The following is a 15038-nucleotide window of genomic DNA, read 5'->3' on the forward strand; positions in this document are numbered from 1 at the left end:
GGATTATCGTTGATATAAAAATTTCAATTCTAATATAGTTCGATTAAAAGTCAGAAAATCACTAATCTTGCAGAGCCGACAGCCTCATTTCAATTCTAATATAGTTCGATTAAAAGTTGAAGCCGAGCATCAGAGGCTTTTAAGAAATATGCATTTCAATTCTAATATAGTTCGATTAAAAGGTCCGGCGAGGTTCAGAGTTACAGATATAACTTTGATTTCAATTCTAATATAGTTCGATTAAAAGGATGAAGGCAACGCTGCTGCGGGTACAGTAACCGTGATTTCAATTCTAATATAGTTCGATTAAAAGTATTTAGACGGGGTGCAACAATCATTGACATTTGTATTTCAATTCTAATATAGTTCGATTAAAAGAATTTTACGAAGCTACAAAGAATTGTAAATATGACATTTCAATTCTAATATAGTTCGATTAAAAGTAATATAAACGAAACAACGTTTGATTATCAATTCAAAATTTCAATTCTAATATAGTTCGATTAAAAGCGTTTGCGTCAGGCTTTATACCATCAGCCAAATCGATTTCAATTCTAATATAGTTCGATTAAAAGACAATGGACGATTTCGCAACGCTTACAAAAGCGAATTTCAATTCTAATATAGTTCGATTAAAAGATTGCAATAATATAAAATTATTAAATTGTTTCGCATTTCAATTCTAATATAGTTCGATTAAAAGCATACTGCTTAAAATATTCTCATCTAAATTTTCTAATTTCAATTCTAATATAGTTCGATTAAAAGAATGCCGTATTTTTAGAAATGACCCGAGAATTGAGATTTCAATTCTAATATAGTTCGATTAAAAGTCATGGTAGAAGTAGCTTTTTATATCGCAAAAAAATTTCAATTCTAATATAGTTCGATTAAAAGCGGTTCTAAATTAGTTTATGCAAATATCCAGAATACATTTCAATTCTAATATAGTTCGATTAAAAGCTACTTGCAAACACCGTCTCAAGCCAATAGTCATAATTTCAATTCTAATATAGTTCGATTAAAAGTAACAAGCGATAAAGCTCACGAAATTTACGATTTAATTTCAATTCTAATATAGTTCGATTAAAAGCGGAGCGGTACAGCCTTTGCTGAGGGTTTTGACGAATTTCAATTCTAATATAGTTCGATTAAAAGGTTTATTCCAAGACGTGGAAATTATAGTTGATACAGTATTTCAATTCTAATATAGTTCGATTAAAAGGTTACGCTCCATCTTCGACTTTATCATCTCATAATCAATTTCAATTCTAATATAGTTCGATTAAAAGTAGAAACGAAATTGAATTTTTAAAAACAAAATATAATTTCAATTCTAATATAGTTCGATTAAAAGAATGTTGTTTTTTCAATTTCCGGTTTTTCAATTCTATTTCAATTCTAATATAGTTCGATTAAAAGATTTATTTTCAATAAATAACTATATTCATACAAAAAATTTCAATTCTAATATAGTTCGATTAAAAGTCTCTTTAGGGAACAAACTTTGGCGTATAAATCTAATTTCAATTCTAATATAGTTCGATTAAAAGAATAAACTTTATTATATTCACGCCGAATCTAATTTAATTTCAATTCTAATATAGTTCGATTAAAAGGGTTAGAAGTTTATGATGTAAAATATCGACAAATGAATTTCAATTCTAATATAGTTCGATTAAAAGAGAACAGAACAACAATTATTATCTTTATTACCTTTATTTCAATTCTAATATAGTTCGATTAAAAGATAATTAAACACATACAAAAGTATGAAAAAATTAATTTCAATTCTAATATAGTTCGATTAAAAGATACTACTTAAAAGAACAACAATTTGATTTGACGCAATTTCAATTCTAATATAGTTCGATTAAAAGAACTTTTGCGTTAACAGTGACCATATCTCTTAATATTTCAATTCTAATATAGTTCGATTAAAAGCTTATAACACATTCAAACAAATTTAGTGAAAATTAATTTCAATTCTAATATAGTTCGATTAAAAGTGAATCCATACCGGATATTAACTCGCATGGTATTCAATTTCAATTCTAATATAGTTCGATTAAAAGAATTGTTATCAATTGTAAATTTGCCTTCCAAAAAATATTTCAATTCTAATATAGTTCGATTAAAAGAAAAATTGAAAAAAGCAACGTTTATATAGATAAAAAATTTCAATTCTAATATAGTTCGATTAAAAGTACTCATACAGTCGGTACTCTGTAAATGCTTAATAAATTTCAATTCTAATATAGTTCGATTAAAAGAAATACACTCGAAGTTATGTTGTTGCCGGATATAAATTTCAATTCTAATATAGTTCGATTAAAAGCAAGAAATTTCGCTAAATCCCTTGCTTCAGGTGAGATTTCAATTCTAATATAGTTCGATTAAAAGAAGCAATATTTGCAGATTTTGATAAGTGATTTGTCTATTTCAATTCTAATATAGTTCGATTAAAAGTATAGAACCTTGCATGACAAAAAACAATTATTAGATTTCAATTCTAATATAGTTCGATTAAAAGTTCAGACGATAATCAAAGTCATTCAATTAATATTTATTTCAATTCTAATATAGTTCGATTAAAAGATCCGCTCATGCGTTTGTCTTAGTCGGTCAAATTTATTTCAATTCTAATATAGTTCGATTAAAAGGCGTGGGTACAGGCGAATTCACTATTGGCGAACTTTATTTCAATTCTAATATAGTTCGATTAAAAGGAGCCTGCGTCTGAGCTTTTCATTTAGATGAAGGTCATTTCAATTCTAATATAGTTCGATTAAAAGCTTGCCGTCAAGACCTGTTTTAAGTAGATTTACTGTATTTCAATTCTAATATAGTTCGATTAAAAGTGTCTAAAGGTGTATCATTGAATTTGAAATTCAAATTTCAATTCTAATATAGTTCGATTAAAAGTTATGCTTTCCTCAAGCTTTGGACGTTCTTCATTATTTCAATTCTAATATAGTTCGATTAAAAGATTGATTTATTTTCTGCTTTCATAATCTTTTGATTATTTCAATTCTAATATAGTTCGATTAAAAGATATTCTCTAAGAAAATCATTATATTTTACATTGCCATTTCAATTCTAATATAGTTCGATTAAAAGGATTTCTCCTGTTTCGGATAAATAAAAACTCCCTGATTTCAATTCTAATATAGTTCGATTAAAAGACATGTACTTAAGCCAGGGGGGAAGTTTCTTATAAATTTCAATTCTAATATAGTTCGATTAAAAGTTAACGATATAGGAAGTGTATTTGATAGTTTGATAGATTTCAATTCTAATATAGTTCGATTAAAAGCCATACGTGCACATGCCGTAACCTCTTTATTGGAAAGATTTCAATTCTAATATAGTTCGATTAAAAGCACATCCTACCAAAATGTCCAACGCACAAAAACGGTATTTCAATTCTAATATAGTTCGATTAAAAGTATTAAATTTCTTGCCAACATTTCAGGCTTAACCGTATTTCAATTCTAATATAGTTCGATTAAAAGAATCTGTTTTCGTCAGTTGCATACTCGTCAGCTTTTATTTCAATTCTAATATAGTTCGATTAAAAGGCTGTTCTTTTCATGACCTCAGCCCGCCTGCCGTAATTTCAATTCTAATATAGTTCGATTAAAAGAGATTCCACTTTGGGGTAAAGAATCATTTAAATTGATTTCAATTCTAATATAGTTCGATTAAAAGAGTTTACTAAAGAATTTTATAAAAAGAATTTCTATATTTCAATTCTAATATAGTTCGATTAAAAGTCATTTGCAAATATTAAGCTAACTCTGTACAATTATTTCAATTCTAATATAGTTCGATTAAAAGACTTAAATTTAGAACTCCATTCGTAGATATAAGTAAATTTCAATTCTAATATAGTTCGATTAAAAGTGCTTTCCAAACATCTCTATCAGTCCAATCATATATATTTCAATTCTAATATAGTTCGATTAAAAGTAGTAAATAACAAAAATCCGATTCAATTTCATATATTTCAATTCTAATATAGTTCGATTAAAAGTGCATCGCATCAATTAAACAGAATTTGTTATGGAAATTTCAATTCTAATATAGTTCGATTAAAAGTCGTTTCAAAAATACGAAAAAAACCGCATTTAATCAAGAAATATTTTGATTTTTGCGGTTAAAAAGTCGTCAACCTCCAATTCACCCAAAATCACCCTCTAATGACGACTTCTGTATTCATCTGTGTTTTCCGGTTGTCAAGGAACAATTTACATCCAAAATTTTATATACAATTCTCAAATATTTACGAACTCGACGACTATTGATTTAGATAACATCAGATAAAATTAGATGTTAAGCCAGATTTATCAACTCCATAAATTTTCTTGTCAAGATATTTATTACTCTGCATACTGAACAAAATTATAGAATCCTCCTCTTTTTTCATCAGCTTTTTTGCAACACCCATCATTTCATCAAACTGTCCTTTTGTAAGTTCGCCTTCAAAAACAGAGTTCTGAATCCAGTTTAGATATTGCCTGAAATGTTTCAGCATTTTGCCAACACGTTTTTCACCTACGTCATAGACTAATATGCAGTACATTTCACCACCATATCTTAAATGGTTCGTATTCCGTATCACCTATCAGGTGCTTTATCAACTTGTAGCATTCCAACCGTATAATGCGTCTGTAAGATATTTCTTTCTGAAGTTTCCTGTGCTTAATCGTCGTTTTCAGCTTTTCGTCGTACTCCTGCACAAACGCTTTACGTGCAGTATCTTTAAGATAATATCCGTTCAGACGACTCTCGAAATCCTTTGTTTGAATCTGCCTGTTATTAATCATTTTAAAAATTAGTCTGTCTGCAAATAACGGCTTAAATATTTCAGCAATATCAAGTGCAAGCGAAAATCTTCTGTCTCCCGGTTCGTGCAGAAATGATATAGTCGGGTTCAACTGCGTTCTGTAAATTTCCGATAAAACCGTAGTATAGACCATCATATTTGAAAATGAAATCAACGCATTCAATGGATTTGAAGGAGGGTTATATTTCCTCGAAATCAGCTCAAATTCCTTACCAAGAATCTCCTCAAATCCCGTATAGTAAACCTTCCTGATATTACCTTCAATGCCCATCAGTTGCTCAATACTCGTCGCAGAAGGAATGTCCATTGCCAAACCTTCCATCGTATCAATCTGTGCCTGCAAATCCTTATTTCTGGTATTATAATACTTGAGATTTTTACTTAAATTAAACGCCGCACCCTCAATAAATTTGCGTGCTATTTCCAGACGTTTGCTAATACTTGAATAATGTTTTACCTGATTAACAAGCAAAGAGCCGCTTAACAAATATTCCTTCGGATAATAAGTCCCCGAATAAAATCCATAATAATTAAAAAAATGAATAGGAATCTTATTTGCTGAGCAGAAATCAAGGAATTTGGTATTAAATGATGCCTCCGTCATAATATAGAATGAATCAATATCCTGAACAGGTAATACTATTTTATTTGTAGGTAGTGATTCCGCCATATCCGAATCAACCGAAAGCAAAACTTCATTCTGCAAATTTTCATCATCCTGTGGCTCTACATTTTTGAACGGCACATAAAAAACCGTATTTTCTTTGCGTTTCAATTTACCCGGTGTAAAAATATAGTACATTCTTTTCATATCACACCCAGCATAAATCGTTATACGAACACTTCTTACATATTTTCATCGGCTTCTCCACTTTAGGTGCAAAAGGTAAATTCTTCACAACCTCAATTTCATCAATAATTTTTTCGATATAAACCACATCATCATCAGTTAGCATAACCTGTTCTTTTTTACGCAATTTCGGGTAATTAATTTCGCCTGTAAACTCACCGATATTATTTTTCCTGAAATAATACAGATAATATTTCAGTTGCCAGAGGTGCGCCTCCTCGACCTTATCCGACTTTTTAACTTCGTGAATAACCTTATTATTCAAATCGAGCCAATCCACCTTAATCCCTTCAAACTCATATTCTTTTTTCTCATAAGAATAAGAATTTTCGTGCATAATCTTACCTTGAAGCACAAGGTCTGATTCCTGCTCGCACTGGATATGGTTAGCAAACAGCCACAACTTCCTCTTACACACGAAGAAGTAGTTAAGCTGGGTCCCTGTTATGTGGATTTGTTGTGTCATAATGGAAAAATCAGGGCTGCTCATCACAGCCCCGTGAATAATTAATCTAAATACTTTTGATTCACATAGTCATATTTGTTCAGGTAATCAATTATGTACTGTTTTGCTTTGTCAAGGGCATCTGAACTGCCTGCGAATCCGGGAATTATTGATGAAACCAGTGGTGTCTGAAATATTTCAGCACCTGAATTTTCATCAATTACCGGATTGGCAGTGGGTCTTTCCGTAGTGTCGCTTAGTTCACCACGAATTGCAAATGCAACTTTATTGGCATTATCGCTCATAGCAATAGCAATTGTTTCCATTAAAGAAAAAGTTCTTGCCTGATTGGAAGTTATCCTCCAGTTAATTATAGCGTGAGCAAGTGATTCGATAATTTCTTTCCTTTTTTCATCCGGACACAACAGGCATTTGCCGAACACATTGCTTGTTTCAACCCAGCCGTCTCCTTTTAATTTCTCTTCAATCTCAGGGAATAATTCCGGTTCATACTTGTTAGTTGAAACGCAGAAAAGTGTGCGTAAGTCAATAGCAATATCATAAACGAATAAGCCGGAAGTTCTTTTCTGGTCTTGAATGAATGCTCTGTTTGGAAGACTTCGGTGATTTTCAGTCAGCCATTTATCAAGCTCCTCTTTTTCGATTAATACTCTTTTGGAATTTTCAACTTTATAAACATTAACAACATGATGTTCCGGGTATTGCGTTCTGTCGAAAGTCAAATTTTCAGTTGGTGATTCAATACCTCCCAACAAAGGATGGATTGGTCTCATTGCAGATATAGAAAGCGGGCTTCTTCGTTTGACTGTAAATGCACCTGATTCTGCTTTCATATAACCGCCAAGTAACTGGTCTGCAAAAGACGGGTCACAAGGTGAGTGTGGCTCTTTTTGTTTTGCTGCTTCTTTATCTTTTTTGCCATAATTTTCAATTTCCCAATTGAAAGTAATAGCTGCAAATGGTAAATTCAAGGCATCAAGAATTGAGCGTTTTACTTGTTGTCCGCTTGAATATGCTTGTTTATACCCAAATTGCGGGTCGTAATAAAATTTCTGTCCGTCATTGACAGCAAAAACAGTGTGGTCAACTTTTCTTAGACCACGAATGTAAAGATATGGATTTCTCTTCATTAAAACTACTCCTTATTGTTTAAAATTGAATATTCAAATTTGATTAATGTAATGAATAACGGAAAATTATCACGTGGCATCAGAATTGCTTCTTCAGCCATTTTTCTTAAAATGTCAGAATTGGCATTATCAACGAGATTTGTAATATTATCAACAAATTGTTTTGATGTTTTACTATCAAAAATATCTTTAACAAATTGCTGTTGCGTTGATTTTGCCCGTCCTTCCGAAGTCTGTTTTTTCTCTACTGAATTTTTCAGTAGTTTTGCAAATTCTCTTGATAAATCAAGAAGTTCTTTTTTGTTCAACATAGCTATAATCCATAATTTATAAATAGGAAAGTTATCTTCTTTTTGAATATTAATATCATTACCTTTAGAATAATCAAAAGAACCTTTCGGTAAATAATTTCTCAACCCTCTTGGTTCGATTGACTTTAAACCTATTGTTCCCTGCATACATGCCTGCTTAAAAGAGTAAAAAGGTAAAAGTCTTTCAATCTGATTATCACTTAATACAGTATCCTTTTCATTGATAAATATCATATCCCGCAGTTCATAAAGTTCGTAAATTTCATTGAGGAAGAATGAAATCATACCAACTGTTGTGTTTGTTTGTGATAATACATAGACATAGGAAAAAATAGTATCATTCTTATACTTTTTTGAAAGCTCAAAAATTAATTCTGTCCATTGAATTGTCTGAATAGCAAGTTTACCTAATGTAATTTCAACTTCGACGGAACTTGCATTAAACTCACAATTTCCTGCATTTAACATTTGCTTCAAATAATTTCCGTTCCATGTCTCAATTTGCTTATCCTTCAATCCCGGAGTTTGTTTAATAAATTCACCGTATAAACTCCAACCCTGATACAACAATAAGAGAATTTCCCTTTTATCAATCAGGTTTGCAATTCCACCTTTTACACTTACTGCCAATGCCTGACCAATCCATGATAAGTATGCTTCTTCAGATACCTGAATAATTTTTAAATCACTAATTTGTCCTGATGTAGTAGCAGAAGAATCACTTGAACCGGAACCAACTAAAATATCACCACCAAAATCTCCGGATAATATTTTCTTTTTGAATCTTGCTAACTGAGCTTTTGTTCGAGTTCCATGAAGCTCTTTGTCTGCATCCGAAACTTTTTGGAAAAATGGGGAATTTCCTACATGCATCAGATGCCTTTCATCATCAAAGAAAATAGGGAACATCACTTCATCAAAAAACTGCTCGGCTGAATAATTTTGAGGTTTGGAATATTCTTCCTTATAATATTCAAGAAATTTCTTGCCGATATAACTTGTGTACATAATTAATTCCTTTTAAATTATATTACTAATTTCTTTCATTTCTAATCCGTATTTCAGATGTTCTTCTTCCAATTGCGGAATAACAAAAGGATAAGAACCAACTTTAAGTTGCTCATATTTGTTTTTGCTGTATAATACACTTTTCAAACTTACCGGAATTTCATATTTAATCTTATCAAAATGATTGGCATTAATATAATTATTACGGTCTGATTCAAGAATGCAAACTGCTCCTTCAATTTCAAGTAATTCTATCAAAACAGACTTTTTATTATCTGTAAGTTCTTTTAAAACAAAATTCCCATTTCTGAATATCAGGTGCATATCAATTTTTTTAATATCAAACTCAGGATAAACCTTGTCAATCAAACCCTGAATTTCAGATTCTTTTAATAGTGATAAATTGTCCGGCAGAACATCATAACTATTAAATACAGTATCTTTTGGGTAAGGTAAAGTTGATTCTTCATCAAGAAATATATGGATAGGTTTGTAAGTTCTCGAAAGTTCATCAAGGGCGCTTATATTTCTTCTTCTGTTTACTCTACCAAACCGTTGAATTAAACTGTCAATTGGAGCTGCTTGAGTAATCATTCTGTCAAAGCTAATATCCAGACTTACTTCAACAACTTGTGTAGAAATTACGATGCAAGGTTTCAAACCCTCGCAATTATAACCACCATCATATTTATCTTTTAATTCTTTCTCCAAATATTCACGGTCTTTTCTTCTAAATCTACTGTGAATAAGCATTTTTGGAATATCGGGAAATTGATTTTCAATTTCTTTAAATAAATTTTGTGCTTCTTTAACTGTATTAACAACAATCAATAGTTTTTCATTATTATTAACAGACTGTTCAATAATATTATTGGTTAAGTCTTTATCTTTATACTTTGTTATTAAATGTCTGTCAAAAGTTTCAATCTGCTTTTTACTCAAACATACTTCAAAAACATTATCTTTTCCTCCGAGAATTTCAAGCAAATGCTCATATAAGGCATACGGCATAGTAGCGGTGCCGATATGGATTCTGCATTCAAGCAATTTAAGCATTTTTACAATTTCAATAACCATTGAGCGGCTAACGTCTGAGTATGTGTGAATTTCATCAAGAATTACATCACATCCTTTTAAATCCAGCATTACAGATTCATAACCGGATGTCCCGAAAATAATTGCTGCTAACTGATGCGGAGTTAATACCTTAATTGATGAACCTACTAATGGTTGCAGAATTTGTTCTTCAACTGTATTACCTGCAATAACTTTAGATGTGGAATGTAACAATCTTATATCCGGATTATCCGGGTCAAATTCTTTAAACCTTTGCCACATAGCATTAATTGATGCCTGAAAAGGTAAAGTATAAAAAACTCTACCCTGAGTTCTTTTCATCAAAAAATCTGTTTTGCCCGCTCCAGTTGGAGCAACTACAAGAGTATGCTTTCTGTTGTCATTCACATCAACAACGGATAATGGGAAAAGTTCCGACTTTCTTTTATCATCAAAATACTTATTTAAAGATGGTTTGTAAAAAGTATAATTAAGATATTGCTTAGTACTAAAAGAAAAAGCTGATGCAAAATGGTCAGCCGCTTTCAGCAATCCACGATAAAAAGATGGAGAGTTTTGTTTATTTCTGCAATAATTAACTGTGTAATTTATTGATTTTTTTGCATCATCATAGCTAATATCAATAATCTTTAACCCAAAGTGATTCAGAATTTCAATCCCGAACATTTTCCAATTTTCCCAATCCTCTAAATGATTATCAATAAAATATCTGTCATTAGTTTTTATATCAAGAATTCCCCTTTTTCTAATGTCATTCTCTATAGGTTTGTGGTGAGCTACCACCATATCAATAACTCTATCCCAATACTGATTTGGTATTGCAGGTAAAAAAGCTAATGAAGAAATTTCATGCCTGTGTTTATACTCTGTAAAATCAAAATCATCATTCTTATCTGCTGAAATTGCTTTTTGAAAATATGGATGTGCTTTCCCTAAATCATGAATTATTGCACCATATATTACTGCTTCTTTGTCAAATTCATAATCAAAGTTTTCAGCAAAGTATAAAGCTGCATTAGCAACCTGTATTGTATGGTCAAGTAGCGTTACAGAACCATATTCAACACTTTTAGCTAAAATATTTGAAATATCAGTCATTTGTATATCCGGTTGGATTTCCAAACACCTTCAACAATCCATACATATCACTACCATTAAATCGGTTGAACCCAACCTTGAATCCATCCGATTCATTGGTAAACATTAATTCAAACCCATTTATCTTATCAAATTCATCAATTGATAACTCCGATAATTCTACAGGAAACATCAAGTCCTCATTCCTGACAAGACAAATTGTTTGCGAATAAGCAATTTCTGCATCAGCTTGACTTTTAAATGCTAAATGCATAACCGGATTAATCATTACTCCACGAGTAATTATACTTTTGTTCTTTTGATAGGGATTTGATTTTTGTTTAAGTCCTTTCGACCATGTAACTTCTTGCTGAAAATCAAGTCCCGTGTAGCTTAGTCTGTGTCTGGCTATTCTTTTAATTCCCTTTTCATTCAACAATTCAGGGAAAAGTTTCTTCTCAATACCTTCGACAATAGACGGTGTCAAAAATTGCTGACTAAACGTTTCACTATCTCTGACGGCAGTCCAGGGCTTAATATAACCAAACTGACCTGAATATTTCACAACGTAATACATTTTTTTCTCCTTATTAATTTAATGCTCCAAAACCTGAACCGGTACTATGACCTACACCAACATTCCAAGCAAACTTAATGGATTCAGGATTTCCTTCAATAATCACAGGACATAAATTCGCTCTGTTTTCTATTCCATTAATCTTGATGAGTTTTGTTTTTGGTTTGTGATAATCCCTGTTGAATTTTATAATAATGTCATCGTCAAGTTTTGCTTCTCTAAGCTTTCTTTGCATTGTTTTTGTCATAAGTTCATCGCACTTAGGATTATCTGAAATTAGGTGTTCCACTCCATTTTCGGTATAATTCCGAACTAAAACCGGACTTGATACAGAAAATAATTCTTTGTTTGAAAAATCAGGAGTTTCTTTAATTGTAATATCAATTACTTTCATTCCAAAAATAAATTCAGAGTTCTTCAAAGCATTGAAAATTATTTTTTTTCCCAAATCTTCTTGCCAAAAACTTAAAAACCATATCGCACCTGACTTAAAAGATAAACCTTTCTTAGAATTTTCACCACCTGAAAGCCAGCCAAATGAGTACAAGCTCATTTTGTCGTGATATTCGTTTTCTCCAAGCCAATTATGAAGTTTACCCAAAATATTATATTGATAATCAAAGGGCAGTATTTCACTCGTTGATGAAAGTTTAAAATATAATCTCATAAAAATATATCCTTGTTATTTCAAAAATTTCTGATTAGCGAATTATTAACAGGCAAATAATATTTTGCTTGTGATGGAGATAATATTACTTTTATTCTCATAAATAATCCAATTGTTATTCATTATCTCTACAAAATTAGCAAAAAATTCCAGTACTTACAAAAAAAATCGAAAAATTACTTCTAATAAACCAACCTTTCCGCAAATTTTCGCTATTCATCAAGCAAATGCCTGTATTTCAAATATTTCTTGCCTGCAATTGATTTATAAATCAGACAATAGATAATCATCAAATATCCTCCGAAAACCGCAACAGAAGCGATTTATGGAGGACGTAAATTTTCCTTTGAAAAAAAAATTGAAAAAAAATCACTCTGAATTGTATAGTAAACAAGAAGAAATGCTATATCAATTTTTTTGGTGGTTAATCAAACACTGTTGATGTTATAATATGACAATATTATGTTATAAAATTACAGAATTTGTTGTTATTCATTTTTAAATATTGCCTAATTGTATATATATCAAGTGATTGAGTTTTTGGCACGACATTTTCATTATAAATTCTATATTTATTAGTTTTTGGAAATTATAATGAATTGTTTAAAGGCTTTACAAGAAGTATCAGAAAGAGAATCTAAACTCGATTCAATTCCTCTTTCAAACATCCGTATAAAAGGAGTAAATCTAACAAGAAATGAAATCAAAGTTTATGACACAGTTGATTTTAATTCTTATAATAGTTCCTTTTTTAGAGCGAAGGGAAAAATTAATGATTGGATACTTGTATTAGCTAATAATATATTATCAAGTGATAGACGAGTTGAAGGATACTTGAGGAACATACAAGTTATAAATATATTGAAAGAAGCTATTGGTAAAGACTTGTCATCATTTTGTCAAAACGTTGATTTTAATTTAGATATTGATATTATTAAGAATGAAATTTATGCTTTAACTTCAAGTAAATTTAAGAGAATAGAAAAAATGAAAGTTCATAATTGGATTTTAGATAATTTTCAGAAAAAATATAATATTGAATCTTTTTATTCAACTGATTTCGATTATGAAGACCGACCTATAGCAGCATATAAAATGAAAAATGGAAAAACTTTTATGATGTCTTATGGCTTAGATACCGGATGGTCAAAGTATATATTTGGAATTATGTATGATAATAATATTTTGAGTCATGGTGAATGGCAACACAATTTCCCAATTAATTTTTTGCCACAAAGAATTGAAAATTGTTTCCAATATGCAAAATAAATTGATAATTTAGATTTTTTTTATTACTTTGGAGCATTAAATTATGCAAAAAGCAAATAGTTTATTAGATATAGCAAAATGGATTGATGAAATGAAAACAGGTTTTATTGATAATGATGTTAGTGCCGATATTTCGCATGAGCAATTATCTCAAGCATAAAGCATTATTTGGGCAATGTATCAATAATTAAACTTGCTTTTATTGAGCTTGAACCAATCCTTTGCAAAAATTCAGTTGAATTCAAAAGTATTGTAAATTAAGGAAAAAAAAATGTCAAAAGAACTACTTGGAAATAATTTAAATGAATATGAAGAATGGCTGAGTCCCATTCTCAAGAATCTTACTTTAATATTAAGAGAGTTTATAGTAGATTCATTGGATTTAGAAAACGCTCCATCGCATTATATAGACTCGATTGATAGGAAAATAACTGAACTTGAAGAGAGAGGTATTATTAATTTTTCAAACGATACTTTGGACTTATATTATTCTTGTGAAATTATTTTATTTTCAAAAAATGGTTATAAAAATGCTTTTAAAGAATTACATAATTTTACAGAATATCAGGTTGATTTATTTCGGAAGTTACGTTCATTAAGAAATCAAGAAGCTCATTGGACATTTCCGATGACGAATCGAGGAGTATTACTATCAATATTAATTATTCAGGAGGTGGTTGACCTCATTAATGCAAAATATACTATGCCGGAATGGTACAGGGAGCTGAAAGTACATAGTGATTTTTTAATTAAGAAAGTGATTGAAGAGTCCGGTCTTATTATAAAAGATTTAAATAAAACAAATGAAATCGAAGAAATTGATTATTTAAAAATTAAGGAAAATTATAAAATGAATTCTAACATTGATACCAGCAATTCTATCCTAGAGGAATCTAATGTGGAAATTCCAGCAAATATTGATGATAATGCAAGAATAACCCCAGAAGAAGAAAAAGAGCAAATTATTAAAGAAAATGAATTGACATTTTCTGAACAAATCTTGGATTATATTGAACTTGTTAATGGATATTCATACGAACAAGCAAAATTATTGAATTTTATGATGAATACATTGATTAGTAATATTAATCAATTTGAAGATATATTTATGAACTATAATTATCAACGATACTTACGTGATAACGATAGTGATAGTAATAAGATTATAACTCATATTAATAATATCCAAACTACCTTGAATATTTTAAATGAGTATAAAATATCATTAAATAATGAAATTGATAAGATTGAAAGATTTAAAAAAGAACCGAAAACTCCAGATTATCAAGAGTTAAAGAATTTTTACGAATTAATTTCACACATCATTAAGTTTTTGATCCAATCTTATAAAAATTTCAAAAATAAAAACCCAGATATAATAATTTTTCATTCAAGAAATGTATTTAATGATTTTTTAAAATTAAAAATTGATTGTGAATTTGCTGTTTTTATTGATGCTGATACCGAAACTCCATATAACTTTAAAAAGTTTAGAGATGAGCATTATAGACTTATGGCTAATTATTCGCATCTAAAAAATAAATATTTTGAAAATCCATACGATAATGATGAATTTGAAGAAAGGAGTTTGGACGATTTAATGAAACAGATGTCGAAACATTTAAATTCCATAAAAGAACTTGAAATTAAATATGATATATATAAAAAGAAGACCCCTGTAACCGTATTAAAACCGGCAATTCTTTTTAAGTCTGAAATTATTCAAAAAGCCCAAGTTGTAGTAAGTTATGAATAAG

10 protein-coding genes and 1 CRISPR repeat array (1 of these 11 cut by a window edge) are annotated in these 15038 nt (G+C 30.1%); of the genes, 2 read left to right on the forward strand and 8 right to left on the reverse strand.

The window, feature by feature from the left end; genetic code table 11:
• Positions 1-4101: direct repeats of the CRISPR family, unit length 30 nt; unit sequence ATTTCAATTCTAATATAGTTCGATTAAAAG; it begins 13163 nt to the left of the window's first position.
• 217 nt (positions 4102-4318) lie between these two features.
• Genes cas2 through cas6 form a run of 8 tightly spaced genes read right to left on the reverse strand, consistent with a single transcriptional unit; the run spans position 4319 to position 12012 of the window.
• Positions 4319-4585, reverse strand: a complete 267-nt coding sequence (gene cas2, locus KF896_02295) for a CRISPR-associated endonuclease Cas2 (GenBank protein MBX3042523.1) — start codon at positions 4583-4585, stop codon at positions 4319-4321.
• 1 nt (position 4586) lies between these two features.
• Positions 4587-5660 (reverse strand): type I-B CRISPR-associated endonuclease Cas1, encoded by a 1074-nt coding sequence (gene cas1b / locus KF896_02300; GenBank protein MBX3042524.1) that lies wholly within the window; start codon positions 5658-5660, stop codon positions 4587-4589.
• A gap of 1 nt (position 5661) precedes the next feature.
• Positions 5662-6153 carry a CRISPR-associated protein Cas4 gene (cas4, locus tag KF896_02305; protein MBX3042525.1) on the reverse strand — a complete coding sequence of 164 codons (492 nt, stop codon included), beginning with the start codon at positions 6151-6153 and terminating at the stop codon, positions 5662-5664.
• A 53-nt stretch (positions 6154-6206) separates the two neighbouring features.
• Positions 6207-7295, reverse strand: coding sequence for a CRISPR-associated protein Cas7 (locus tag KF896_02310; protein ID MBX3042526.1), 1089 nt, complete (start codon positions 7293-7295; stop codon positions 6207-6209).
• Positions 7296-7300: 5 nt separating this feature from the next.
• On the reverse strand, positions 7301-8614 hold the full coding sequence (locus KF896_02315) for a hypothetical protein (protein ID MBX3042527.1): 1314 nt from the start codon (positions 8612-8614) through the stop codon (positions 7301-7303).
• Positions 8615-8626: 12 nt separating this feature from the next.
• On the reverse strand, positions 8627-10789 hold the full coding sequence (gene cas3, locus KF896_02320) for a CRISPR-associated helicase Cas3' (GenBank protein ID MBX3042528.1): 2163 nt from the start codon (positions 10787-10789) through the stop codon (positions 8627-8629).
• On the reverse strand, positions 10782-11345 hold the full coding sequence (locus tag KF896_02325) for a hypothetical protein (protein ID MBX3042529.1): 564 nt from the start codon (positions 11343-11345) through the stop codon (positions 10782-10784). The genes cas3 and KF896_02325 overlap by 8 nt, the downstream gene beginning before the upstream one ends.
• Before the next feature lie 13 nt (positions 11346-11358).
• Positions 11359-12012: a CRISPR-associated endoribonuclease Cas6 gene (gene cas6, locus KF896_02330; GenBank protein MBX3042530.1), complete on the reverse strand. Its 654-nt coding sequence runs from the start codon at positions 12010-12012 to the stop codon at positions 11359-11361.
• 594 nt (positions 12013-12606) lie between these two features.
• Here cas6 and KF896_02335 point away from each other — a divergent pair.
• Both KF896_02335 and KF896_02340 read left to right on the forward strand, forming a co-directional pair.
• On the forward strand, positions 12607-13281 hold the full coding sequence (locus KF896_02335) for a hypothetical protein (protein ID MBX3042531.1): 675 nt from the start codon (positions 12607-12609) through the stop codon (positions 13279-13281).
• Between the two features lie 271 nt (positions 13282-13552).
• Complete coding sequence (locus KF896_02340; GenBank protein ID MBX3042532.1) at positions 13553-15037, forward strand: hypothetical protein; 1485 nt, start codon at positions 13553-13555, stop codon at positions 15035-15037.
• Position 15038: the final 1 nt, after the last annotated feature.

Source organism: Ignavibacteriota bacterium (genome assembly GCA_019637995.1).
In the GTDB taxonomy this organism is placed as follows: domain Bacteria; phylum Bacteroidota; class Ignavibacteria; order Kapaibacteriales; family UBA2268; genus JANJTB01.

Excerpts from the sequence above, each read along its gene's own strand:
- cas3 (MBX3042528.1), bottom strand. The coding sequence starts at position 10,789 with ATGACTGATATTTCAAATATTTTAGCTAAAAGTGTTGAATATGGTTCT.
- KF896_02315 (MBX3042527.1), bottom strand. The coding sequence starts at position 8,614 with ATGTACACAAGTTATATCGGCAAGAAATTTCTTGAATATTATAAGGAA.
- KF896_02325 (MBX3042529.1), bottom strand. The coding sequence starts at position 11,345 with ATGTATTACGTTGTGAAATATTCAGGTCAGTTTGGTTATATTAAGCCC.
- cas1b (MBX3042524.1), bottom strand. The coding sequence starts at position 5,660 with ATGAAAAGAATGTACTATATTTTTACACCGGGTAAATTGAAACGCAAA.
- cas2 (MBX3042523.1), bottom strand. The coding sequence starts at position 4,585 with ATGTACTGCATATTAGTCTATGACGTAGGTGAAAAACGTGTTGGCAAA.
- cas6 (MBX3042530.1), bottom strand. The coding sequence starts at position 12,012 with ATGAGATTATATTTTAAACTTTCATCAACGAGTGAAATACTGCCCTTT.
- KF896_02340 (MBX3042532.1), top strand. The coding sequence starts at position 13,553 with ATGTCAAAAGAACTACTTGGAAATAATTTAAATGAATATGAAGAATGG.
- KF896_02310 (MBX3042526.1), bottom strand. The coding sequence starts at position 7,295 with ATGAAGAGAAATCCATATCTTTACATTCGTGGTCTAAGAAAAGTTGAC.
- KF896_02335 (MBX3042531.1), top strand. The coding sequence starts at position 12,607 with ATGAATTGTTTAAAGGCTTTACAAGAAGTATCAGAAAGAGAATCTAAA.